Here is a 22,192-nt window from a genome sequence, read left to right on the forward strand (position 1 = left end):
GCTCCCCTCATCTCCCCGGAGCGAGTGAATGAAGCGACTGACCTGGCTGGTCTTCTTCCTGACGACCCTGGTGGCATCGGCCATCGCGCATGCAGACAGCGCACCGCCCTCGCACTGGACGCCGGACATCAACGCGTTTGTCGCCGCCGACCATGAGCACCCGCCGGTTCAACATGGCGTGCTGTTCATCGGCAGCTCGTCCATTCGTTTCTGGGCGTCGCTGGCAGAGGATTTCCCCGGCGTGCCGGTCATCAACCGCGGCTTTGGCGGTTCGGCCCTGCCCGACTCCACGTTTTATGCCGACAAGATCGTGTGGCCGTACAAGCCCAACCTGATCGTGATGTACGCCGGCGACAACGACATCAACGATGGCGCCACGGCCGAGCAGGTGCTGGCTTCGTTCCAGAAGTTCGTCGCACGCGCCCGCGAAGGCGTGCCGAACGTGCCGGTCGTCTACATCTCCATCAAGCCGAGCATCGCGCGCCTGAACCTGTGGCCGACCATGAAAGCCGCGAACGACAAGATTCGCGATTGGGCCGCCACGCAGAAGAATGTCCGCTTCGTGGATATCGCCCCCGCCATGCTTGATGCGCAGGGCAAGCCGCGCGCCGAACTGTTCCGCCCGGATGGCTTGCACATGTTGCCCGCCGGCTACGCGCTGTGGGTCGCCACGCTCAAGCCCGTGCTCGCCGATTATGGCTTCGTGGTGAAGTCGTCGCCGTGAGTTTTCTACGTGCCGCCGGTGAATCCGGTGGCACAGCTTCCTGCGTTTCCTTCGCATGAACGTGTGCGGGTGTTCGGCTAGCCTGCGCCGACAACCAACAGGGGGAAGGAACGATGAAGCGGTGGTGGTTCGTCGCGGTAGGGATGCTGTGTGGTTCGTTGCATGCGCAGTCCGTGAGTGCGCCGGCGCTGAAGGCGGGCGATAGCTGGGTCTACGTCGATACGGTGGAAACCGGCACGCAGGGCTGGTCGCAGAAAAGCGTCAGCGTCACCGTGGAGCGCGTGGACAGCGACAGCATGCTGGTCGCCAACAAGCAGGAAGGATCGACGCAGCCTGCGGTGGAGCACCTGGTTGGCATCGACTGGAGCCGCACGCGTGACGTCAACGGCAAGCAGCAACAGGTCAATCGACCGCTCGCGTTCCCGCTGACGCAAGGCAAGAAGTGGCACGTGGAATACACCGAAGCCAACCCGAACAAGCAGCACACCAGCGAGACCATTGGTGATGACTATGTCGTCGTTGGCTGGGAAGACGTGAAAGTGCCAGCCGGCGCCTTCAAGGCCGTGAAGATCGAGGCGCAAGGGCAGTGGTCGGCCATCGTGGCGCCAGGCGTAACCACCGATTTGCATGGACAGGTGAACGCGAACGGTGCGCTCAGCGTGTCGCAGAGCCAGATCACCCGCCCGCACACGGTCAGCGGCCGCCTGTACAAGGCCTTCTGGTACGTGCCCGAGCAGAAGCGCTTCGTGAAGTCGGTGGAGGAGTACTACGACAGCAAGGGCGTGCGTTCTTCCCGCTACACCGAAGAACTGCAGTCGTCGAAGCTGGCCGGTTGATCCGGCCGCTTCAATACACCAGCGCCCGCGCCTGCACGAAGGCGAAAAAGAACACCGCGTTCGGATCGTTGCGCACGGCCTGCAATTCGCCGCGCATGCCCTCGACCGTCGCGGTGTCCACCTTGCCGGTAGCCACCAGCTGGTCGGCTGCCGACAACAGCACTTCCTCCCAGAACTCGATCATCTGCTTGCGCTTGCCGGGCTGGCGGTTGTCCAGGTGGAAACTCTTCACTTCCGTCTGCACATCGCGATAGCCGCCGGCCAGCAACAGGTTGCCCAGCTTGGCGCCGATGAATGGATCGCCGCCGCTGTCGTACTGATGATCGTTGAACGCCATCCAGTAACGCAGCAGGTGCGGTGAATACGGATCGAGAAAGAACGAGGTATTGAGCACCTCGGTGACATAGATCACCGCGCCAGGCGCCAGCACGCGGCGCACTTCGCTCAACACGCGCGCCGGGCTCGGCATGTGTTCCAGCACCCAGCAGAGATACGCCGCATCGAAACTGCGGTCGGCGAAGGGCAGGTCGGTCGCATCCGCCTGCTGCAGGGTGTAACGCGCCGTGCACCATGCCGTGTTGATCAGGTTGCGTTCCGCCGCATCCAGCTGCGCTGCCGAGCGGTCGATGCCGGTGACATGCAGGTTGGGAAAGCGCCGCAACAGGATTTCCGTCTGCGCACCGACGCCGCTGCCCACTTCCAGCAGGCGCGTGGCCTCGCTGTAGTCGATGCGGCTGAACAGCTTGGTTTCGAACATGCGGGCCTGGCGCACCAGCCGCGATTGCTCTTCCGACGAAAAGCCGTGGATATAGGGAAACTCACCCGTGGCGATGCTGTTCACGACGGCCGCCCCGCATCAGGGAATACGGCACGCACGCTACGCCGGCTCGTGTCGAGGGAAAGTCGCCGCGTTTACTGTGGCCTGGGCATGGCTCGGGCATGAGCCTGGATGAAAGCCAGCACATCCACCAGCGTTGGCGCGCCACCCTTCATGGGTCGGGACAACGCGAACAGCAACGCTTCGTGCCCCACGCCGGGATACGTGCGCAAGGTGCTGTCCTCGTGCAACACCTGCGTGGCGCGATACAGCGAAATCGCGTTCGACGGCTCCACTTCGTCGTCGTCCGTGCCCTGCAGCAACAGCATGGGCGGCTCCTCGCCGCGCACATACGACACCGGTTGGCCCCGGCGCTGCTGTTCGGGCGTGGTGCCGAACACGCCAAGCATGATCGGATCGTCCTGCGGCACCGGCACAAAGTCGTAACAGCCCGCGAGGCCAATAAAGCCCGCCAGATCCGCTGGCTTCAATCCATGGCGGCCCAGCCATTCGGGCGATGTCGCGAGCAGCGCGGCGATTTGTCCGCCCGCCGAATGACCCATCACGAAGATGTCGTCCGGTGCACCGCCCATCGCTTCAGCGTGCGCATGCGTCCACGCCACGGCGGCGGCCGCATCCCGCATGAAACCGTCCAGCGTGACCTGCGGGTATTTTCGGTAATCCGGAATCACGGCGATGACACCATGCGCGGCCAACGTCGTGCCGACAAAGCGATACCACGCGCGTTCGCCGTTCACCCACGTACCGCCATAAAAGAACACCACCACTGGCGCGTGTTCCGCATGCGTAGGCGCGTAAACATCCAGCGCCAGCCCGTGCTCTGCGTCGAACACCTGGTTCGGTTGCTCGACAATGTCGCGACGCTGGTCGGTCGCGTTGAGGCCGGAGAACAGCGTGGCCTCGCAGCCGCCAAGCAACGTGGCTGCGCAGAGCAGCAACAGCTGTCCTGCCGCGCGAAGCAGCAGGGATGTGCGCGAACGTGTCGGCGGCATGGCATGGACTATCAGGGGAGCGCGGCCATCATGCCGTGAAGCAGCGCGCAAAGGCTTGCGACGTGATCGGTCAGGCGGCTAGAAGCACGCCATCCTGCAGGTTGGCGAAATATTCGCGCGTGAGGCGCAACTGGTCCTGCGCATTCTCCGCGCGGTTCACCACGTGGCGGAACGCGGCGTTCTCCGGGCGATCCTTGGCGTACCAGCCCAGGTGCTTGCGCGCGATGCGCACGCCCTGCAGTTCGCCGTAGAACGCATAGAGCTGTTCCAGGTGGTGCACCAGGATCTCGCCCACTTCAGCGGGCGTCGGCTCGGGAAGGATGTCGCCGGTAGCGAGGTAATGGCTGATCTCGCGGAAAATCCACGGGCGACCCTGCGCGCCACGCCCCACCATCACGGCGTCGGCGCCGGTGGCATCGAGCACGTGCTTGGCCTGCTGTGGCGTCACCACGTCGCCGTTGGCGAGAATGGGAATGCCCACGCTCGCCTTTACCGCGGCGATGGTGTCGTATTCGGCGTCACCTTCGTATTTGTCCGCGCGCGTGCGGCCATGCACGGCGAGTGCGGCAATGCCGGCATCCTCGGCGATCCTGGCAATCGTCAATGCGTTCTTGTTCTGACGATCCCAGCCCGTGCGGATTTTCAGTGTGACCGGGATATCCACGGCGTCGACGACGGCCTTCACGATGCGCGCCACCAGCGGTTCATCCTGCAGCAGTGCCGAACCCGACCACACGTTGCACACCTTTTTGGCGGGGCAGCCCATGTTGATGTCGATGATCTGGGCGCCGTTGGCCGCGTTGTAGCGGGCGGCTTCGGCGAGCATCGCCGGGTCGTAGCCGGCGATCTGCACGCTCACCGGTTCGGGTTCACCGTCGTGATCCATGCGCTGGCGCGACTTGCGCGTCTGCCACAGCCGCGGATCGGCGTTGGTCATTTCCGACACGGCCAACCCCGCGCCCAGCCGTTTGCACAGCAGGCGGAAAGGCTTGTCGGTGACGCCGGCCATGGGCGCGAGCACCACGGGCGGGTCGATGCGGTAGGGGCCGATCTGCATCCGCCTATTGTAGCGGGTGAGCGCCGACGGCTTGGCCACAGTCACGCGTGCTAGCGTTTCCGGGTCTCCGAAACGGGCCATCCGCATGTTTGTACGAAAGTTTTTGCTCCTGCTGTGCTGTCTGCCTGCGCTGGCCTGGGCGCATCACGACGACAAGGGACTGCGCGATGCCACCGTGCTGATCGTGCGTCATGCCGAGAAAGCCAGCGATGGCGCGGGCCTCAGCGCGCAGGGCGAGCAGCGCGCCCAGGCCTATGCGAGCTATTTCGATCCCTGGCGCGAAGGCGGCGAAAGCCTGTTGCCGCAGCGATTGATCGCCACGCGGGACAGCAAGGAAAGCGCACGGCCACGCCTGACCCTGACGCCGCTGTCGCAGACGTTGGGCTTGCCCATCGAGCAACCGTATGCGGACGACCAGGTGGACGGCCTGGCGCGGTCGCTGCGCGAAAACAATCACGCCAATGTGGTGCTGATCGCCTGGCATCACGGCCATATCGACAAACTGATCGATGCGCTGGGCGGCAAGGCCGGCAAGATCACCGGCCGCAAGTCGTGGCCCGAGGATGTGTACAACTGGGTGGTGGAGCTGCATTTCGACCACCACGGGGATTTGGATGCGTCGCGCAGCCGGCTGGTGGTGGAGCACCTGCTGCCGGGTGATGGCCGTTAGGCGTTCCGTCGCGTCGGGACAATCGGCTATCCCTCACCGTCATTCCCGCGAAGGCGGGAATCCAGCGACTTTAGCTCTCCGGGAAAGCTGAAGAGCGGAAAGTCACTGGATTCCCGCCTTCGCGGGAATGACGGTAAGGCGGAGTTACGCCCCAGCGAGGACGCGCGGGCTCAATGCGCCACCACCGCACCTTCCATCGCCGCCCGCTCATGCTTGTGCTTGAACAGCACCGCAAACAACACCGCCACGATCAGCGAATACACCGCAAAGGTGATCCAGATGCCGTGCCAGTCCTTGCTCTGGTCCGGGCGGGTGAAGAACGCCTCGATCACCAGGCCGCTGATGGAGCTGCCCAGCACGGCGCCGATGCCGTTGGTCATCAGCATGAACAGGCCCTGCGCGCTGGCGCGGATCGAGGGATCGCTCTGGCCTTCCACGAACAGGGAGCCCGAGATGTTCAAGAAGTCGAACGCCATGCCGTACACGATGCACGACAGCACGATCATCCACAGGCCCGGGCCCGGGTCGCCGTAGGCGAACAGGCCAAAGCGCAGCGTCCACGCCAGCATGCTGATCAGCATCACCGTCTTGATCCCGAAGCGGCGCAGGAAGAACGGAATGGCCAGGATGAACAGCGTTTCGGAGATCTGCGAGATGGACATGATGATGGCGGGATAACGCACCGCCACCAGGTCCTTGTACGCATCCATCTTGGCGAAGTCGTGCAGGAACGTATCGCCATAGGCATTCGTCAGTTGCAGCGCCGCGCCCAGCAGCATGGCGAAGATGAAGAACACCGCCATGCGCGCATCGCGGAACAGCTTGAACGAGGTGAGGCCGAACGTATCCAGCCACGACTGGTTCGCGCTGCGCTGGAAGCGCGGCGGGCAGGCCGGCAGCGTGAACGCATACAGGCCCAGCAGTACGGCCGCACCCGAGGCCACATAGAACTGGCCGGACGAGGTTTCCAGGTGCAGCAGGCTCACCGTCCACAGCGCGGCGATGAAGCCCACCGTGCCCCATACTCGGATCGGCGGGTAATCGCGCACGATGTCCTTGCCGTCGCTCTTGAGCGCGTTGTACGCCACCGCGATGGAGAGCGAGATGGTCGGCATGTAGAACATCATGTTGAGCAGCATCACCCAGAACATCAGGCCGGGCGACTGCACCATCGGTACGCAGAACAACGTGATGGCGCCGCACAGGTGGAAGATGCCGTAGAGCTTCTCCGCATTGATGTACTTGTCCGCGATGACGCCCGCGATGGACGGCATGAACAGCGACGCGATGCCCATGGTGGAGAAAATCGCGCCGAACTGCGCGCCCGACCATTGCTTGGTCTGGAACCAGTACGCGCCAATGGTGAGCAGCCACGACCCCCATACAAAGAATTGCAGGAAGTTCATGGCAATCAGGCGCAGTCGCAGGTTCATCAGCGTCGTCGTGTGCTTCAAGGGTGGTGGAAGTCGGGGAGCGCAGGCTTGCGTCGACGGGCCGGTCGTTGGCCGGGCCTGTCAGGGCGAGGTGGATTCCCCTTGCAGAGGGCCTTAAGACGAGCCAAGGCCGTGCCAAAATAAGGGCAGACTAGAGGAGCGGTGCGGTGGCGACAAGTTGCGCCGCCACGAAGCCCTGACGCTCCCTTCCCCGAGGAGACCCCTTTGAGCCTGTTCCTGACGATTGCCCTGGTCCACCTGGTGGCGCTGTTGAGCCCCGGTCCGGATTTCTTCTTCGTGTCGCAGACAGCCGTGAGCCGCACGCGGCGCCAAGCCATGTTCGGCGTCATCGGCATCACCCTCGGCGTGGTGGTGTGGTCCGCGCTGGCGCTGGCGGGCCTGCAATTGCTGCTGCAGCGCCTGGCGTGGCTGGAACGGTTGATCGCCATTGCCGGCGGGCTTTATCTCGCCTGGATGGGCGTGAAGATGCTGCGTGGCGCGCTCAAGGCGCCGGCTGTTGCGGGAGAGCCCAAGGCGGCGCTGCAGCAGAGCGACTGGGCCACCCTGCGGGCAGGGCTGCTGACCAACCTGTCCAATCCCAAGGTGGTCATCTACTTCGGCAGCGTGTTCTCCGCGTTCCTGGGCGATCGCGTCGACACGGCGACCCGCTGGGGGCTGTGGACCCTGGTGATACTGGAAACCTTCGTGTGGTTCACCGTCGTGGCCGGCGTGTTCGCCTTGCCGGCGATGCGTCGCGGTTATCTGCGCCTGTCGCGCTGGATCGATGGCCTGGCCGGCGCCGTGTTCGTAGCGTTCGGCCTGCACCTCATCTTCTCGCACAAGGGCTGACTGGCGACGGCCGACTCAGCGTGAGCGGCCGTCGTAGTGCCTTACCGGCAGCGCATCCAGATCAATGCCTTCCAGGCAGCGCACGTTGATCGCCGCCATGGGTTTGCCATCGGGGCCGGTGCCCTCGCAGTAGGCGTGGATGCCGCAGTTCGTGCAGAAGATGTGCTGGATCACGTGCTTGTTGAACAAATAGCTGTGCGTATGCACGTTCGATGTGTGCAGATGAAACTGCTCGCGCGGCACGAACCAGAGCAATGCGCCCTTGCGCTGGCACATCGAGCAATTGCAGCTCATGACTTCGTTGGGTTCGCCGTCCACGGTGAACTGCACGTTGCCGCAATGACAGCTGCCTTTCATGGTGAACCTCCCATACGTTGAATTCAGGGCAGCAGCTTGCCCGGATTGAGGATGCCCTCGGGGTCGAACGCCGCCTTTACATTGCGCATCAAATGCAGCGTCGATGCCTGCAGCGCGAGCGGCATGAATTCCTTCTTCACCAGCCCAATGCCGTGCTCGCCGGACAGCGTGCCCTCCAGCGAAATCACCAGCGCAAAGATCTCGGCGAGACACGCGTGCGAGCGCTCGCGTTCGGCGTCATCACGCGGCAGCAGGTTCACGTGCAGGTTGCCGTTGCCGGCGTGACCGAAGCTCACGATCAACACGTCGTGCTTCTTCGCGAGCGTCTTGATGCCATCCACCAGTTCCGGCAGGTGGCTGACCGGCACCACGACATCCTCGTTGATCTTGTTCGGCGAAATGGTGCGCTGCGCGGGTGAGAGCGCCTTGCGTGCGGACCACAGCGCCTGCGTTTCCTCCGCCGTTTCGGCGACGCGCAAGTCTTCCAGTCCATCGCCACGTGCCGCACGGGACACCGCTTCCACGGCGCTCGGAAGCGTTTCGGGTTCACCATCCACTTCGATCATCAGCATGGCGCCTGCGAGTGGCACGGTGTCGCCGCCGTAGTCGCGAGCGAGCTTCAGCGCCACGTCGTCGATGAATTCGAGCGCGCATGGCGTGACCGGTTGCGCCATGATGCGTGCGACGGCGCGTGCGGCGGCAGAAACATCCTTATATGTGGCGCGAAGGGTGCGCAGCCCGGAGGGTTTGGGCGTGAGCTTCAACGTTGCCTCGGTGATCAGCGCGAGCGTGCCTTCCGAGCCGATTAGCAGACGCGTCAGGTCATAACCGGTGGCGCCCTTGCTGGTGTAGGTACCGCAACGAAAGCCTTCGCCTGTGCCTGCCACTGCGCGCAGACCCAGCGTATTTTCACGCGGGCTGCCGTATTTCACCGTACGCGGCCCCGCGGAGTTGCAGGCAAGATTTCCACCGATGCTGCACCAGGGCGACGATGACGGATCGGGTGGCCAGAAGAAACCATGCGGCTTCAGCGCCTGCTGCAGGTCGCCATTGAGTACACCGGGCTCCACGACCGCCAGGCGGTTGTCGGGATCAATGCGCAGGATGCGATTCATGCGCTCGAAGCTCACCACCACACCGCCATCCACTGGCACGGTGGCGCCCGTGGTGTTCGTGCCGCGACCGCGTCCGATCACTGGGACGCGATGCGCGCGACACGCCTGCACGAGTGCCTCGGTTTGCTCGTGCGTGGTGGGAAATACCACGGCATCGGGCAGGGCATTACGGCGCGAATTGTCATAGGCATAAGCCAGGCGCTCGGCCATGCCGGTGGCCAGCGCATCGCCAGGGAAGTGAGTGGCCAATGCCTGGAGCAGACTGTCGGGTAGGTTCATTTCCCCAGTATCCCACTCTGCGGCAGCTGCGGGAGGCGATTCAGTTCACCGGCAATGCCGCCGTGGCGCTCGCATTGGCGGGGGATGGTGTCGGCGCCTCCGGCAGAAGCGCCTCGATGCGCTGGCGGACATACGGATAGAACGGATTGGAACTGATGCGCAGCACATCCGTGATATTGAGGATGAGCGCGCCACGCTCGCCACGTGGCGCCACCGTGCCAAGGCGAATGCCATAGTTCTCCGACGTGTCGGGTTCGGTCCCGTACAGCGGGTCGTTGGAGGGGAAGGGCAGCGCTATGTGCGACAGCGAAAAGATGTTGTCCGGATAGAGATACGGCAACGGGGTAACCGCGGCCGTGGTCTGGCCGGCGTCGGTGCTGCGGGCGACAGTATGGCTGTCATTTTCCGCGGCGTTGCCAATCACCGTGCTGCGAAAAGCTTGCGGCCCCGGCGGCAGCAAGCGGCTCAATGCCGTGCGCGAGCTGGGCTTCAACAGTGAGTCGAAGCGATGGTCGCGATTGACGTCGAACAGCACGACCTCACTGCCGTTCTTCGGGAGGTGCGCATACAACGTGCGCATCACGGCAGGCGCACTCACCGTGTCGTCCACCACGGACTGGAATGTAAGGATGGGCGGCAGCCTGGCAAGTTTGTTGTCGCGCGCCATGCGCAGCATCTGGCTGCGGATTTCATCCGTGAGCAAATACGACTGGCGCGCAGCATTCACGGGAAACGAGTTGTACTTGTACGGGTTGTATTCCGGAAGCAAGTCCAGCCACGCCGCTTTCGCAAATCCCGGCAGCAATGCGGGCAATCCGGCAAGGCCCGCGAAGCGCGCAAACGTGGTAACGCCGATCATCGGCGACAGCAGCACGAGTCGTGTCGGCATCGCCAGATCGTCATGCTCGCAGGCATCGAGTGTGTACTTCACGGCGAGTGCGCCGCCGTTCGAATAACCCACCATATGAATCGGCAGGTTCGGTCCCGCGCGCCGCTTCGCCTCCCGCATGGCAAGGCGCGTTGCCGCCAACCATTGCGGCCAGTCGGCCTTGGTGAGCCCCGCCGGTACCGTGCCATGCCCCGGTACGCGCAAGCCGATGGCGATGAAGCCGTGCGCGCGGTACAGCTCCGCGATATCGCGCAAGCTGTACGGTGAATCCGTCAGGCCATGAATCAACACCACCACACCCGTGGGCTGGCCGGTCGGCTCCAGCACGTAGGAGTGATTCCAATCGTGCGCGAAGTGCCCCGGATACATCGGCGCACCTTCGAAGTAACGATTCGTGGCCACGCGTTCGTCTGGCGCGAGCTTGTCCGTCACCTGCGTCTTCATCTCATCGAACGCATGGCGCTCGGCGTCGAGATAACCGGGCCAGTCGGTGGCATCGAGTTGCGATGGAGAAAGCTCATCCGGGACGTATGTCTGCCAGGGCGCGAGCGGATCACCCTGCTGCGAATCCCAGGCGCGAATGGCCAGCAGGGAAACCAGGAACACGAGGACAACGATGGCTGTCCATTTGCCAAGCTTGACCAGCACTCGAAGCATGGTGATCCCCTTGCGTTCGGACCGGCCCATTGGCGGCCCGCTGCGGCGAGTGTGACCGGGAAAACATGTGTAAACCGTAGACGGCCGTCGCGTTCGCCCGGGCTCAGCAGGTTTCGAAGGCGCTGCGCCACCAGTTCATCGAGGCGTTCCCCACGGGGCCGTCGTAACTCACCACGTCAAAGCGGCAGGCGCGGTTGGCGTGTGCAGGGTGTGATGCGAGCCAGAGTTCGGCCGTCTTGATGAGCTTGCCCTGTTTGGCCGCATTGACCGTGGCCGCGGCATCGCCACGCGTGCTGGTCAGGCGGTGGCGAACCTCGACGAACACCACGGTGTCACGGTCCAGCATCACCAGGTCCAGCTCGCCGTAGCGCGTCGTGTAGTTGCTTGCGAGCAGCTTCAGGCCGGCGCGCTGCAGCTCGGCGCAGGCGCGCTTCTCGAATTCGGCGCCCGCTGCCCGCATCAGTGCTGCGTGGCGGGCTGGTCGGTCTGCAGCTGCGGCGAGCCGCTGGCATCGGTCGGCGGTGCGAGTGCCGGTGCGCTGTCCATCTGCAGGCTGCCGTTGATGGGACGCGCCAGGCCGTCCTGGAATTTGGCCCATACCAGCACGCGGCGGATACGGCCGAACTGGTCGGAGGTGAGCTGGCCGCTGGCGCCGGGCAGGTAGCTGCCCGGATGGGCGCGCAACCAGTCGACGTAGGGGGCGAGATTCCACGCATCCATGCCGAAGGCGAACAGTCGCGCCGACGTGCCGCGTGCAGCGGGCAGCTGGGCAGCGATGTCACCGTGGTTGGGCAGGCCGGGCTGCACGTCGAACAGCCACGGGGAGTCGCAGAATTCCACGCCTTCCAGGTCGCGGTTGGCGCCTGCGTCATCCACGCCCGCGTAGATGTGCGAGGTGCCGAACACCGGCAGATTCACGCGCGCGAGCTTGAGCTGGGGCAGCAGCAGTCGAGCCTGCTGCGGGCGCATGCTGATGAAGATACCGTTGTTGTTCGTGCCGGTCGCACTCGCGTCGGCAGCATCCGTGGGCACGCCGAGTCCACTGATGGTGGAGGCGAAATTGACGCCGGTACCCGTGAGGTTGCCCGTGCCGGCCACCTTGCCGCCGCGTGCCTCGAATTCCGCCTTGAACGACTTGGCCGCGCGCTGCGCGAAGTCGTCGCTGCTCACGATGGCCCACGCATTGGTGATGCCGTTGTCGGCCATATGGTCGGCGGCTTGCGCACCTTCGGTTTCCGGCAGCAGGCCGAATTCGCTCACGCCGCTGGCGGGCAGGCTCTTGTCGTCGGGATGGTTCAATGCGAGCAGCGGCACGGGAAGCTGCGGAAGTCCAAACAGCGCCGACACTTCACCGCGCGTCAGCGGCCCGATGACCAGCTGCGCGCCATCGTTCACGGCCTGCTGATAGGCCTTGATGGCGCCGGGTGCGGTGCCGGCGCTGTCGTAGATGCGCACGGGCGGTCGCGGCGTGTGGTTGCGTGCGGAATCGGCATAGGCCGCAAAGAAGCCTTCGCGGATCGACGTGCCCGCCGCGGCGAGACTGCCGCTGGTGGGAAGAAGCAGCGCGATGTGCGCCGGCATCTTGAAGCCCTCACGGACATTGGCGCCTTCGCCCGGCACCATGGTGCCCACTTCCTGCTCCAGGGCAGGCGCCGGATGCGCCACGGCAACACCCAGCTGCGTCAGCGCTTCATTGACCCACGGCAACATGCGATCGCTCGGCTGCATGGCGGCCGCGCGTTGCTTGAGCGGATCGACACCCAGCTTGGTCAGCGTGGAGACAATGTCCTTGCGGTTTTGCGCCTGATCGAGGCCGGTCAATTGGCCGTCCATTTCCACGCGCGTGCGCGCAGCGCCCCACAGGTCGCCGGTTTGCTGCATGGCTTGCGAGCGCAGCTCCAGCAGGCGCAATTGCAGCGACGCCGGCACGCTGATGTTCGGCTGCGTGGTGAGCTGCAGGGCCCTGGGCGCGTTGTGCTGCTTCAATGCCCATTCGGCCTGCAGCAGGTCCAGTCGGGAGGGTTCATCGCCCGTGAGGCGCTGGCGGCGGATGCCATCGAGCATCGGGCCGGCGCGGTCGAGCTGGCCTTCCTGTCGATAGGCCTCGGCAGCAAGCAGCTGGTAGTGGTCACGATCGCTGCCGGTCTGGGCCAGCGCGAGATAGGCCTGCGCCGCTTCGTCGAACTTGCCCTGGCGGGCGAGTGCATCGGCCTGCTGGCTCGCCGCGGTTTCCGCGGGCGATTTCTGTGCGGCCGGTGGTACGCAACCACTCAATGCCAGAGAAATAAGCAGGGCAACGCCTGCGGCGCGAGTCAAGCGCATGGCCAAATCCCTTCGAGCTTTTTTTGACGACATGGTCGGCGAATGGGCGATGATAGCCCATTGGGTCGCCACCCCAATGCATAGGAAACAGGAAGATGTCACAGATTCAGGCCGGCCAGCTGTGGGTGGTCGCCACGCCCATTGGCCATCGCGACGACTTTTCCGCGAGGGCCGTCGAAACCCTGCGCTCGGTCGCCGTGATCGCCGCGGAAGATACGCGGCACAGCCGTCCGTTGCTGATGCATTACAACGTGGCCACGCCGCTGGTGGCGCTGCATGAGCACAACGAGCGCGACGTGGTGGATGCCATCGTGCGGCGCCTGCAGGGCGGTGAATCGGTGGCGCTGATTTCAGATGCCGGCACGCCATTGATCAGCGATCCCGGTTTCCGTCTCGTGCGCGCTGCGCGTGCGGCGGGTATTCGCTGCATTCCCGTGCCGGGCGCCTGCGCGGCCATTGCGGCGCTGTCGGTGGCCGGTTTGCCCAGCGACCGCTTTGTGTTCGAGGGCTTTCTTCCACCCAAGGCATCGGCCCGGCGTTCGCGCTTGCAGGAACTTGCGGGTGATAGCCGTACGCTCATCTTCTATGAGTCGTCGCATCGCGTGGCCGAAAGTCTGGCTGACATGCGCGATGTTTTCGGCGAATCACGCGAGGGCGTGCTTGCGCGCGAGCTGACCAAACTGTTCGAAACCGTGATCGGCGAGCCGCTGGGCGAGCTGGCGACGCGCGTGGCGAATGATCCGGACCAGCAGCGTGGCGAATGCGTGATTCTTGTCGCCGGTCGCGGCGAGGAAACCGATGCACGCGAGGCGGAAGGGCGTCGAGTGTTCGCCATCCTGCGTGAGGAACTGCCGCCGGCGAAGGCCGCAAAACTGGCTGCGGCGATCACCGGGGCGCCGCGAAAGCTGCTCTACGAAGGCTAAAACACCGCATATGTAGGAGCGCACTTGTGCGCGACCGACGCACGGCAACATGCCCCGGTCGCGCACAAGTGCGCTCCTACAGTCAGGGAAACGCCTCTTTTCAAGACCCTTCCTCGAGCCCAATCCGCTAGAATAGGCGTTGGAGTCGGCCGGGCAGTCGCGTCGCGCGCAAGCGCATCGAGGAAAGTCCGGGCTCCGTAGGGCAAGGTGCCAGGTAACGCCTGGGCAGCGTGAGCTGACGGCCAGTGCAACAGAGAGCAGACCGCCGAACGGCACTTTCGGGTGTGCGTGGTAAGGGTGAAAGGGTGCGGTAAGAGCGCACCGCGTGCGGGGCTAACGCCGCATGGCACGGTAAACCCCACCTGGAGCAAGACCGAATAGGGGAACGATAACGCGGCCCGCGTTGTTCCCGGGTAGGTTGCTGGAGCCAGACGGTGACGTCTGGCCGAGAGGAATGACTGTCGCGCCGCAAGGCGTACAGAACCCGGCTTATAGGCCGACTCCACCTCATCCGCTACCGGTCGTCACCGTCGCGCCTTCGTCGGCGCGGTGGTGGCGACCGCGTATGGCGAGCCATGAACGGCGATTCATATCCGGTGCCTTTTCGGGGCCTCGAAGATATGACTGATGGCATGGGTCATGAGCAAAAAATCCTAGCCATTCAAACACCTTCGGGTGTTTCCTCGAAATGGCTGGAATTACTGCCAGATCACCGCCTTTCTCATTGATTCACAAGAAAAATTTCCTTGACAGTCTCAGGGGGCGAGACTATCGTGGGTTCCTGTGTGAAATCGTGGGAATTCGTGGAGCTATAGCGTCGTGTTCCAGGGCGAAACCGCCATCACCGTTGACGACAAAGGCCGGCTGGCCATTCCGACCGCGTACCGCGAGTTGGTGGCCGACGCCTGCGCCAATCGTCTGGTGATCACCTACAACCCCTTCGAGTCGGGCTGCCTGTGGCTGTTCCCGTACGCGGAGTGGGAAAAGGTGCGCGACCAGGTCAACGCGCTTCCCAAGGTCAAGGCGGCCCATCGCGACATGCAGATGAAGCTGGTGGGTGCCGCGGCCGTGGTTGAGCCCGACTCCGCCGTGCGCATCCTGCTGCCGGCGAGCCAGCGCGCAACCACGGGTATCGAGAAGAAGGCGGTTCTGCTGGGCATGGGCAACAAATTCGAGCTTTGGAGCGAACAGGCTCACCTGGCCAAGATCCGCCAGACCATCGGCGAAGACGAGATCACCAACGAGATGGCGGAGCTGCAGCTGTAACCGGCAACGGTGACAGCGCGGCGCAGTAACGGGACGGGAGCGGGAGTGCAAGCGGCATGGCCGAGCGGTTAGTGCACATCCCGGTGATGCTGGGTGAAGCAGTGGAGGGACTCGCCGTGCAGGCAGGCGGGCGGTATCTCGATGGCACCTTCGGACGCGGCGGCCACGCCCGCGCCGTGCTGTCGCGCCTGGGTCCGGACGGCCGCCTGCTGTTGATGGATCGCGACCCCACCGCCATCGCCACCGCACAGGCCGATTTCGCCAGCGACCCGCGCGTGTCCATCCGTCACGCCAACTTTTCCAGCATGGCCGAGTGGGACGAAACCGCCGGCGGCCTGGACGGCATCCTGCTCGATCTTGGCGTGTCCTCGCCGCAGCTGGACGAAGCCGCCCGTGGCTTCAGCTTCATGGCCGACGCACCGTTGGACATGCGCATGGACACCACGCAGGGTGAAAGTGCGGCCGATTTCCTGGCGCACGCGTCGGAAAGAGAGATTGCCGACGTGCTGTGGATCTACGGCGAGGAACGCTTCAGCCGCAAGATCGCCCGCGCCATCGTGGAAGCCCGCGCGGAAAATCCGATCACGCGCACCGGCCAGCTGGCCGCGCTGATCGAGCGCCTCATTGGTCGTCGCGAACCCGGCAAGCACCCGGCCACCCGCAGCTTCCAGGCGTTGCGCATTCGCGTGAACGGCGAGCTGGACGCGCTCAGCCAGGGTCTCAATGCGGCGCTGGATCTGCTCAAGGTGGGTGGTCGCCTGTCCATCATCAGCTTTCACTCGCTGGAAGATCGCGCGGTGAAGCTGTTCATTCGCGATCACTCCGGTCGCGTGCAGGGTAGTCGCCGCGGTCCGCCGGTCGCGGCTGCGCCGGCCCGTCTCGCTGCTGTCGGCAAGGCGCAATTCCCGTCCGACGAAGAGCTGTCCGTCAATCCGCGTTCCCGCGCGGCGGTGTTGCGCGTGGCGGAGTAGCTTGCATGAGGGTACTCGGCGGCCTCTTCATGTTCATCCTGATCGCGGCGGTGCTTTCCAGCGCCATTGCCGTGGTGTGGACGCGCCATGAGAGCCGCGTGCTGTTCGTCGAGCTGACCCGCCTGCAGAACCAGCGCGACGATCTCAATATTGAATACGGCAAGCTCGAACTGGAACAGGCCACCTGGGCCGAACCGCGTCGCGTGGACGACGAGGCGCGCCAGGTGCTGGGCATGGCCAATCCCAAGCCGCAAGACATCCAGCTGGTGCGCCGATGAAACCGCGCCCGCGCACCTCATCCTCCTCGCGCCGCCACGCTGCGGTGCCCAGCGCACGCCGTCGCATGCTGGTGGTGGGCGGTGTGCTGGTGGCCGCTTCGCTGGCGCTGGTGGCGCGCGCGTTTGACATGCAGGTGGTGCGCAAGGATTTCTATCAGAACCAGGCGGACGCCCGCATTTTGCGCGAGGTGCCCATTGCGGTGTCGCGCGGCACCATTTTCGATCGCAACGGCGAGCCGCTCGCGGTGTCCACGCCAGTGGTGTCGATCTGGGCGAATCCGGCCGAAGTGCTGGACAACGAAGACAAACTGCCGGCGTTGGCCAAGGCCATCGGCATGGATGCGGATGCGCTCAAGCAGTATCTGTCGCAGCGTTCCGAGCGCGAGTTCGTCTATCTCAAGCGCCAGATGTCGCCAGATGCTGCGCAGGTCGTGCTTGATCTCGCCGTGCCGGGCGTGAACGGCCAGCGCGAATTTCGCCGCTTCTATCCGTCCGGTCCGGTGACGTCGCACGTGCTCGGCTTCACCAACATCGACGACCACGGCCAGGAAGGCCTGGAGCTGGCGTTCGACGACTGGCTGGCCGGCAAGGAAGGCCGCAAGCGCGTCATCCGCGATCGCCAGGGCCACGTGGTGGAAGATCTCGACCTGGTGCGCGCACCGCAGCCGGGTCGCGACATCACGCTCAGCATCGACCGTCGCATCCAGTTCCTTGCCTACAACGAATTGAAGAACACCATCGAGCAGTCGGATGCCGACTCCGGTTCCATGGTGATCCTGGACGTGCGCAACGGCGAAGTGCTGGCCATGGTGAACTGGCCCACGTACAACCCGAATGCCTTGCGCGGCAGCAATCCGTCCAGCCGTCGCAACCGCGCGATGACCGACGTGGTGGAACCCGGTTCCACGATCAAGCCGATCCTGATGGCGGCGGCGCTGTCCAGCGGCAAGTACACGCCGACGAGCCCGATGGTCGACACTGGCAACGGCCACTTCTTCTATATCCGCAAGGACATTCGCGATACGCATTCCAACGGCATGCTGTCGCCCACCGGCATCATCGCCAAATCCAGCAACATCGGCGCCGCCAAGGTCTCGCTGACGCTGGACACCGGCCTGATGTACGACACCTATCGCGCGTTCGGCTTCGGTGCCAGCACCAACAGCGGCTTTCCCGGCGAAGCGTCGGGCTATCTGAAGCCGGGCAAGAGCTGGGGCATGCTGGAGAAGGCCATCCTGGCGTACGGCTACGGCCTCAACGTGACGCCGCTGCAGCTCACGAACGCCTACGCCACCATCGCCGACAACGGCGTGATGCACCTGCCCACCTTCGTGAAGGGTTCGGACAACGAAGCCAAGCAGATCATCGACCCCAAGGTCGCCAATCAGCTGGTGCAGATGATGGTGGCCGTGACCCAGCCGGGCGGCACGGGTGCGCCGTATGCGTGGATTGCCAACTATGGCGTGGCGGGCAAGTCCGGCACGGCGCACAAGGCGACGGCCGGCGGCTATTCCAACAGCAACTACAGCTCCGCCTTTGCCGGTGTCGTGCCCGCGTCCAATCCGCGCCTGGCCGCAGTGGTGATCGTCGACAACCCGAGGAAGGGCAGCTACTACGGCGCGCTGGTGTCGGGCCCCGTGTTCTCCAAGGTCCTGGATGGCGCACTGCGCCTGTTGGACGTGCCGCCCGACAATATCGGCCGCTGGTATGTCGGCGGGCCCTTGCAAGGACAGAACGGTTTGACGGGAAGCAAGCCGCCCGTCGTCGAAACCGTGGATGACGCCCCCGTTGACGAGGCGCCGCAATGACCGCGCGCCTCGACCAGCTGCTGCATGGCATCGCCGAGACCCCGGGTGTCGGCGATATCGTCGTTTCGGGACTCACGCTCGATTCGCGCCAGGTGCGTCCGGGCGACGCGTTCTTCGCGCTGCGTGGTACGCGTGAGCACGGCATCGCCTTTGCACGTGGTGCCGTCGAGCGTGGCGCGCGCGTGGTGTTGGCCGAAGCGCCGGCGGCGCATGTGGAAGGCCTCGGCGCGCCGGTGCTTTGGGTCGATGGCCTGCACGGCAAGGTCGGTGAAATCGCCTCGCGCTTCTTCGGTCGTCCGTCCGAGGCCATGCGCGTGATCGGTGTCACCGGCACCAACGGCAAGACCTCCACGGTGCAGCTGCTGGCGCAGGCGCTGGAGCACCTGGGTCACTGCGCGGCCACCATCGGCACGCTGGGCGCCGGCCTGCATGGCCAGATCAGCGAAGGCGAGCGCACCACGCCCGACGCCATCAACGTGCAGGGATTGTTCGCCTCGTTCCGCGAACAGGGCGCTACGCACGTGGCGATGGAAGTGTCCTCGCATGCGCTCGAGCAGGGACGTGTGGCCGCCGTGGCGTTCGATGTGGCCGCCTTCACCAACCTCACGCGCGACCATCTCGATTACCACGGCAGCATGGAAGCCTATGGCGAAGCCAAGGCCAAGCTGTTTGCGTGGCCCACGCTGGAAGCGGCGGCGATCAACGTCGACGATGCATTCGGCAAGACGCTCGCCCGGCGCATCCCACAGGCCGTACGCGGACTGCGCTTGAGCACGGAAGGTGCAGCCGACGCCGAAGTGCGCGCCACCGACATCGTTACGTCATCGGAAGGGCTGGCCTTCACGCTGCAGACGCCGTGGGGCAGCCATGCCATCCGCAGCCGGCTGCTCGGCCGTTTCAACGTGGCCAATCTGCTGGCGGTCATCGCGTGTCTTGGCGCATTGGGTGAATCATTCGATCGCATCGTCGATGCCGTGGAAGCGCTGGAGCCGATCAACGGCCGCATGAATCGCCTTGGCGGCGTTGCCGGTTTGCCGCTGGTGGTCGTCGATTACGCGCATACGCCCGATGCACTGGAACAAGCGCTGTCGGCGTTGCGCGCCCATTGCGAAGGCCAGCTGATATGCGTGTTCGGCTGCGGCGGCGAACGCGACGCAGGCAAGCGCCCGCAGATGGGCGCCATTGCCGAGCGTCTTGCCGATCGCATCATCGTGACCGACGACAACCCGCGCGGCGAAGACGGCGACGTCATCGTGGCGCAGATCGTGGCCGGGCTTCGCCAGCCCGACATGGCCACCGTAGAACGTGATCGTGCCCGCGCGATCGAAACGGCACTGTCGTGCGCCCAGCCGGGCGATGTCGTGCTGATCGCCGGCAAGGGTCACGAAACGTATCAGGAAGGCGCGCATGGCAAGCGCCCGTTTGACGACCTGGCCGTTGCACGCCAGGCGCTGGAGGTACGCGCATGATGCGCTTGAGCACCATCGCACTTTGGACTCGCGGCCACCTCATGGGTGGCGACGTGGATGTGACCGGCGTATCCATCGATACGCGCAAGATGCAGGCCGGTGACCTGTTCGTCGCCATCAAGGGCGAACGGGTGGACGGCCACGATTTTCTTGCCGAGGCGCAGGCGAAAGGCGCGGTCGCGGCGCTCGTCACGCGCAAGGTCGATTCGTCGTTGCCGCAGGTGGTGGTGGACGATACCGGCCTGGCATTGGGCGACCTGGCCAGTGCCGTGCGCGCGCAGAGCAACGTGCGCGTGATCGGCATTACCGGTTCCAACGGCAAGACCACGGTGAAGACGCTGACGGCGTCCATCCTGTCGCGCCACGGCCGCACGCACGTCAACGCCGGCAACTACAACAACGAGTTGGGCTTGCCGCTCACCTTGCTGGCCATGCCGCAGGACACCGAGTACGCCGTGCTCGAAATGGGTGCGGGCAAGCCGGGTGACATTGCCTATCTCGCTGCCATCGCGCGGCCCGATATCGGCCTCGTGAACACCATCGCGCCCGCGCATCTTGAGCGCATGGGCAGTGTCGAAGGCGTGGCCGAAACCAAGGGCGCGCTGTATCAGTCGCTGCCGGTCGACGGCGTGGCCATCATCAATGCGGACGACGCCTTCGCGAGCTTCTTTGCGGGGCTGGCGGGCACGCGCCGGCAGCTGCGTTTTGCCCTCAGCCATAAGGCGGACATTGGCGCCGACATCGTGGATCAGCGCGTTGACGGTTCGCACTTCGTGTTGAGCACGCCGGTGGGTGATGCCGACGTGCACCTGCCGCTGGCCGGTCGCCACAACATCGCCAACGCGTTGGCGGCGGCATCCATTGCGTTGGCCTTGGACGTACCGCTGGACACCATCGTGGAAGGTCTTGAGCAGGTACCGGGCGTTGCCGGCCGCTTGCAGCTGGAAACGATGGCCGGCGGTTGGACGCTGATCGACGACAGCTATAACGCCAACCCCGGTTCCGTCGGTGCCGCCATCGACACGCTGGCTCTGGCCGATGGCGAGCGCTGGCTGGTGCTGGGCGACATGGCGGAGCTCGGTGACAACGCGGTGGCACTGCATGCCGGCATCGGCGAGCGCGCACGCGAGCATCACATCGACCGCTTGTTTGCCGTGGGACCGTTGAGTGCGGCCGCGGTCAAGGCATTCGGCGAACGTGGCGAGCACTTCGCCGACAAGGCGGCGCTGGCTGCCGCACTCAAGCAACAACTGCACGGCGGCGTCACGTGCCTGATCAAGGGCTCGCGTTCCGCCGGCATGGATCAGGTCGTCGTCGCCCTTCGCGGCAACAAGAAGAATGGGGAGGGCGCATCCGATGCTGCTTGAACTTGCAGACTGGATGGCCCGGCACTTCACCGGCCTTCACCTGTTCCAGTACATCACGTTCCGCACGATCATGGCCGCGCTCACCGCGCTGGCGATGTCGCTGCTGTTTGGTCCCGTACTGATCCAGAAGCTGGCCGATCTCAAGGCCGGCCAGGTGGTGCGCAAGGATGGTCCGCAGACGCATCTGTCCAAGGCTGGTACGCCCACCATGGGCGGCGTGATGATCCTGCTGGCGGTGACGCTTTCGACCATCCTGTGGACGGACCTGCATAACCGCTACGTGTGGCTGGTGCTGGCGGTGATGCTCTGCTTCGGCGTGATCGGTTTCTACGACGACTACAAGAAGCTCGTGCTGAAGGACAGCCGCGGCCTGGCCTCGCGCTGGAAATATTTCTGGCAGTCCGTGTTCGGCCTCGCGGCCGCGCTGTTTCTTTACTACACGGCGCCTCATGGCAGCGGCTTGGCCCCGGTCGCCGAAACGGCGCTGTATGTGCCGCTGTTCAAGCAGGTGGCGATTCCGCTGGGCATCCTGTTCGTGGTGGTTGCCTACTTCATGATCGTGGGCTTCTCCAACGCGGTGAACCTTACCGACGGCCTCGACGGCCTGGCCATCATGCCGACCGTTCTTGTCTCGGGTGCGCTGGGCGTGTTCGCGTATCTCGCCGGCAACCGCGTGTTCTCCGAATACCTTGGCATCCCGTCCATTCCCGGCGCTGGCGAGCTGGCGATCTTCTGTGGCGCGCTGTCGGGCGCGGGCCTGGGCTTCCTCTGGTTCAACACGTATCCCGCGCAGGTGTTCATGGGTGACGTGGGCGCGCTGGCCATTGGCGCGGCGCTGGCGGCCATCGCGGTCATCGTGCGACAGGAAATCGTGCTGCTGGTGATGGGCGGTGTGTTCGTGATGGAAACCGCCTCGGTGATGATCCAGGTGGCCAGCTTCAAGATGACAGGCAAGCGCGTGTTCCGCATGGCGCCCATCCATCACCACTTCGAGCTCAAGGGCTGGCCCGAGCCGCGTGTGATCGTGCGCTTCTGGATCATCAGCGTCGTGCTGGTGTTGATCGGCCTTGCCACGTTGAAGGTGCGCTGATC

The 22,192-nt window shown here is 64.6% G+C and carries 21 protein-coding genes and 1 other RNA gene; 13 read left to right on the forward strand and 9 right to left on the reverse strand.

What is annotated here, in order from left to right; genetic code table 11:
- Positions 1-28 precede the first annotated feature (28 nt).
- Together DK366_RS01915 and DK366_RS01920 are read left to right on the forward strand one after the other, a co-directional pair.
- Complete coding sequence (locus DK366_RS01915) at positions 29-724, forward strand: SGNH/GDSL hydrolase family protein (protein ID WP_109123807.1); 696 nt, start codon at positions 29-31, stop codon at positions 722-724.
- 113 nt (positions 725-837) lie between these two features.
- A complete protein-coding gene (locus DK366_RS01920) occupies positions 838-1,560 on the forward strand; it encodes a hypothetical protein (RefSeq protein WP_232820865.1) in 723 nt (240 codons plus the stop codon).
- Between the two features lie 10 nt (positions 1,561-1,570).
- Here the strand turns inward: DK366_RS01920 and DK366_RS01925 are convergent, their stop codons facing one another.
- The 3 genes from DK366_RS01925 to dusB all read right to left on the reverse strand — a co-directional run bounded on the left by DK366_RS01925 (position 1,571) and on the right by dusB (position 4,447).
- Positions 1,571-2,392, reverse strand: a complete 822-nt coding sequence (locus DK366_RS01925; RefSeq protein WP_109123922.1) for a class I SAM-dependent methyltransferase — start codon at positions 2,390-2,392, stop codon at positions 1,571-1,573.
- An 80-nt stretch (positions 2,393-2,472) separates the two neighbouring features.
- Positions 2,473-3,390, reverse strand: a complete 918-nt coding sequence (locus DK366_RS01930; protein WP_109123809.1) for an alpha/beta hydrolase — start codon at positions 3,388-3,390, stop codon at positions 2,473-2,475.
- Between the two features lie 70 nt (positions 3,391-3,460).
- Positions 3,461-4,447 (reverse strand): tRNA dihydrouridine synthase DusB, encoded by a 987-nt coding sequence (gene dusB / locus DK366_RS01935; RefSeq protein ID WP_109123923.1) that lies wholly within the window; start codon positions 4,445-4,447, stop codon positions 3,461-3,463.
- An 85-nt stretch (positions 4,448-4,532) separates the two neighbouring features.
- Here dusB and DK366_RS01940 point away from each other — a divergent pair, with 85 nt between their 5' ends.
- Positions 4,533-5,117, forward strand: coding sequence for a flagellar basal body-associated protein FliL (locus DK366_RS01940; RefSeq protein ID WP_109123810.1), 585 nt, complete (start codon positions 4,533-4,535; stop codon positions 5,115-5,117).
- Between the two features lie 170 nt (positions 5,118-5,287).
- On the opposite strand, the gene DK366_RS01945 is transcribed toward DK366_RS01940, so the two are convergent.
- The gene (locus tag DK366_RS01945) at positions 5,288-6,550 is read right to left on the reverse strand and encodes a nucleoside permease (RefSeq protein WP_109123811.1); all 1,263 of its coding nucleotides are present in this window, start codon (positions 6,548-6,550) and stop codon (positions 5,288-5,290) included.
- A gap of 225 nt (positions 6,551-6,775) precedes the next feature.
- Between DK366_RS01945 and rhtC the strand changes: the two genes are divergently transcribed.
- Complete coding sequence (gene rhtC / locus DK366_RS01950; RefSeq protein ID WP_109123812.1) at positions 6,776-7,399, forward strand: threonine export protein RhtC; 624 nt, start codon at positions 6,776-6,778, stop codon at positions 7,397-7,399.
- Positions 7,400-7,414: 15 nt separating this feature from the next.
- Here rhtC and DK366_RS01955 read toward each other — a convergent pair whose 3' ends face one another.
- From DK366_RS01955 to DK366_RS01975, 5 genes are all read right to left on the reverse strand, one after another.
- Positions 7,415-7,756 (reverse strand): GFA family protein, encoded by a 342-nt coding sequence (locus DK366_RS01955; protein ID WP_109123813.1) that lies wholly within the window; start codon positions 7,754-7,756, stop codon positions 7,415-7,417.
- Positions 7,757-7,779: 23 nt separating this feature from the next.
- Positions 7,780-9,150 (reverse strand): FAD-linked oxidase C-terminal domain-containing protein, encoded by a 1,371-nt coding sequence (locus DK366_RS01960; RefSeq protein WP_109123814.1) that lies wholly within the window; start codon positions 9,148-9,150, stop codon positions 7,780-7,782.
- A gap of 40 nt (positions 9,151-9,190) precedes the next feature.
- Positions 9,191-10,696, reverse strand: coding sequence for an alpha/beta hydrolase (locus DK366_RS01965; RefSeq protein ID WP_109123924.1), 1,506 nt, complete (start codon positions 10,694-10,696; stop codon positions 9,191-9,193).
- Positions 10,697-10,799: 103 nt separating this feature from the next.
- Positions 10,800-11,156 carry a YraN family protein gene (locus DK366_RS01970; protein ID WP_109123815.1) on the reverse strand — a complete coding sequence of 119 codons (357 nt, stop codon included), beginning with the start codon at positions 11,154-11,156 and terminating at the stop codon, positions 10,800-10,802.
- Entirely contained in the window at positions 11,156-13,018 is a 1,863-nt protein-coding gene (locus DK366_RS01975) for a penicillin-binding protein activator (RefSeq protein ID WP_109123816.1), read from the reverse strand. Before DK366_RS01975 ends, DK366_RS01970 begins: the two co-directional genes overlap by 1 nt.
- Positions 13,019-13,113: 95 nt before the next feature.
- Between DK366_RS01975 and rsmI the strand changes: the two genes are divergently transcribed.
- From rsmI to mraY, 9 genes are all read left to right on the forward strand, one after another.
- Positions 13,114-13,941 (forward strand): 16S rRNA (cytidine(1402)-2'-O)-methyltransferase, encoded by an 828-nt coding sequence (gene rsmI, locus DK366_RS01980; protein ID WP_109123817.1) that lies wholly within the window; start codon positions 13,114-13,116, stop codon positions 13,939-13,941.
- Between the two features lie 141 nt (positions 13,942-14,082).
- Positions 14,083-14,449, forward strand: an RNA gene (gene rnpB, locus DK366_RS01985) — RNase P RNA component class A.
- Between the two features lie 311 nt (positions 14,450-14,760).
- Positions 14,761-15,207, forward strand: a complete 447-nt coding sequence (mraZ, locus tag DK366_RS01990; RefSeq protein WP_046972286.1) for a division/cell wall cluster transcriptional repressor MraZ — start codon at positions 14,761-14,763, stop codon at positions 15,205-15,207.
- Positions 15,208-15,263: 56 nt separating this feature from the next.
- The gene (rsmH, locus tag DK366_RS01995; protein ID WP_109123818.1) at positions 15,264-16,178 is read left to right on the forward strand and encodes a 16S rRNA (cytosine(1402)-N(4))-methyltransferase RsmH; all 915 of its coding nucleotides are present in this window, start codon (positions 15,264-15,266) and stop codon (positions 16,176-16,178) included.
- A 5-nt stretch (positions 16,179-16,183) separates the two neighbouring features.
- Positions 16,184-16,456: a cell division protein FtsL gene (gene ftsL / locus DK366_RS02000; RefSeq protein WP_109123819.1), complete on the forward strand. Its 273-nt coding sequence runs from the start codon at positions 16,184-16,186 to the stop codon at positions 16,454-16,456.
- Positions 16,453-18,264, forward strand: coding sequence for a penicillin-binding protein 2 (locus tag DK366_RS02005; RefSeq protein ID WP_109123820.1), 1,812 nt, complete (start codon positions 16,453-16,455; stop codon positions 18,262-18,264). The genes ftsL and DK366_RS02005 overlap by 4 nt, the downstream gene beginning before the upstream one ends.
- Positions 18,261-19,733 (forward strand): UDP-N-acetylmuramoyl-L-alanyl-D-glutamate--2,6-diaminopimelate ligase, encoded by a 1,473-nt coding sequence (locus DK366_RS02010; protein ID WP_109123821.1) that lies wholly within the window; start codon positions 18,261-18,263, stop codon positions 19,731-19,733. The genes DK366_RS02005 and DK366_RS02010 overlap by 4 nt, the downstream gene beginning before the upstream one ends.
- A complete protein-coding gene (gene murF / locus DK366_RS02015; protein WP_109123822.1) occupies positions 19,730-21,100 on the forward strand; it encodes a UDP-N-acetylmuramoyl-tripeptide--D-alanyl-D-alanine ligase in 1,371 nt (456 codons plus the stop codon). The genes DK366_RS02010 and murF overlap by 4 nt, the downstream gene beginning before the upstream one ends.
- The gene (gene mraY, locus DK366_RS02020; protein ID WP_109123823.1) at positions 21,090-22,190 is read left to right on the forward strand and encodes a phospho-N-acetylmuramoyl-pentapeptide-transferase; all 1,101 of its coding nucleotides are present in this window, start codon (positions 21,090-21,092) and stop codon (positions 22,188-22,190) included. Before murF ends, mraY begins: the two co-directional genes overlap by 11 nt.
- Positions 22,191-22,192 lie beyond the last annotated feature (2 nt).

The organism is Dyella sp. C11, assembly GCF_003121485.1.
Taxonomy (GTDB): domain Bacteria; phylum Pseudomonadota; class Gammaproteobacteria; order Xanthomonadales; family Rhodanobacteraceae; genus Dyella.

Coding starts and splice junctions, on each gene's coding strand:
- DK366_RS01915 (WP_109123807.1), top strand. CDS start 29: ATGAAGCGACTGACCTGGCTGGTCTTCTTCCTGACGACCCTGGTGGCA.
- DK366_RS01920 (WP_232820865.1), top strand. CDS start 838: ATGAAGCGGTGGTGGTTCGTCGCGGTAGGGATGCTGTGTGGTTCGTTG.
- DK366_RS01930 (WP_109123809.1), bottom strand. CDS start 3,390: ATGCCGCCGACACGTTCGCGCACATCCCTGCTGCTTCGCGCGGCAGGA.
- dusB (WP_109123923.1), bottom strand. CDS start 4,447: ATGCAGATCGGCCCCTACCGCATCGACCCGCCCGTGGTGCTCGCGCCC.
- DK366_RS01940 (WP_109123810.1), top strand. CDS start 4,533: ATGTTTGTACGAAAGTTTTTGCTCCTGCTGTGCTGTCTGCCTGCGCTG.
- DK366_RS01945 (WP_109123811.1), bottom strand. CDS start 6,550: ATGAACCTGCGACTGCGCCTGATTGCCATGAACTTCCTGCAATTCTTT.
- DK366_RS01955 (WP_109123813.1), bottom strand. CDS start 7,756: ATGAAAGGCAGCTGTCATTGCGGCAACGTGCAGTTCACCGTGGACGGC.
- DK366_RS01960 (WP_109123814.1), bottom strand. CDS start 9,150: ATGAACCTACCCGACAGTCTGCTCCAGGCATTGGCCACTCACTTCCCT.
- DK366_RS01965 (WP_109123924.1), bottom strand. CDS start 10,696: ATGCTTCGAGTGCTGGTCAAGCTTGGCAAATGGACAGCCATCGTTGTC.
- DK366_RS01970 (WP_109123815.1), bottom strand. CDS start 11,156: ATGCGGGCAGCGGGCGCCGAATTCGAGAAGCGCGCCTGCGCCGAGCTG.
- DK366_RS01975 (WP_109123816.1), bottom strand. CDS start 13,018: ATGCGCTTGACTCGCGCCGCAGGCGTTGCCCTGCTTATTTCTCTGGCA.
- rsmI (WP_109123817.1), top strand. CDS start 13,114: ATGTCACAGATTCAGGCCGGCCAGCTGTGGGTGGTCGCCACGCCCATT.
- rsmH (WP_109123818.1), top strand. CDS start 15,264: ATGGCCGAGCGGTTAGTGCACATCCCGGTGATGCTGGGTGAAGCAGTG.
- ftsL (WP_109123819.1), top strand. CDS start 16,184: ATGAGGGTACTCGGCGGCCTCTTCATGTTCATCCTGATCGCGGCGGTG.
- DK366_RS02005 (WP_109123820.1), top strand. CDS start 16,453: ATGAAACCGCGCCCGCGCACCTCATCCTCCTCGCGCCGCCACGCTGCG.
- DK366_RS02010 (WP_109123821.1), top strand. CDS start 18,261: ATGACCGCGCGCCTCGACCAGCTGCTGCATGGCATCGCCGAGACCCCG.
- murF (WP_109123822.1), top strand. CDS start 19,730: ATGATGCGCTTGAGCACCATCGCACTTTGGACTCGCGGCCACCTCATG.
- mraY (WP_109123823.1), top strand. CDS start 21,090: ATGCTGCTTGAACTTGCAGACTGGATGGCCCGGCACTTCACCGGCCTT.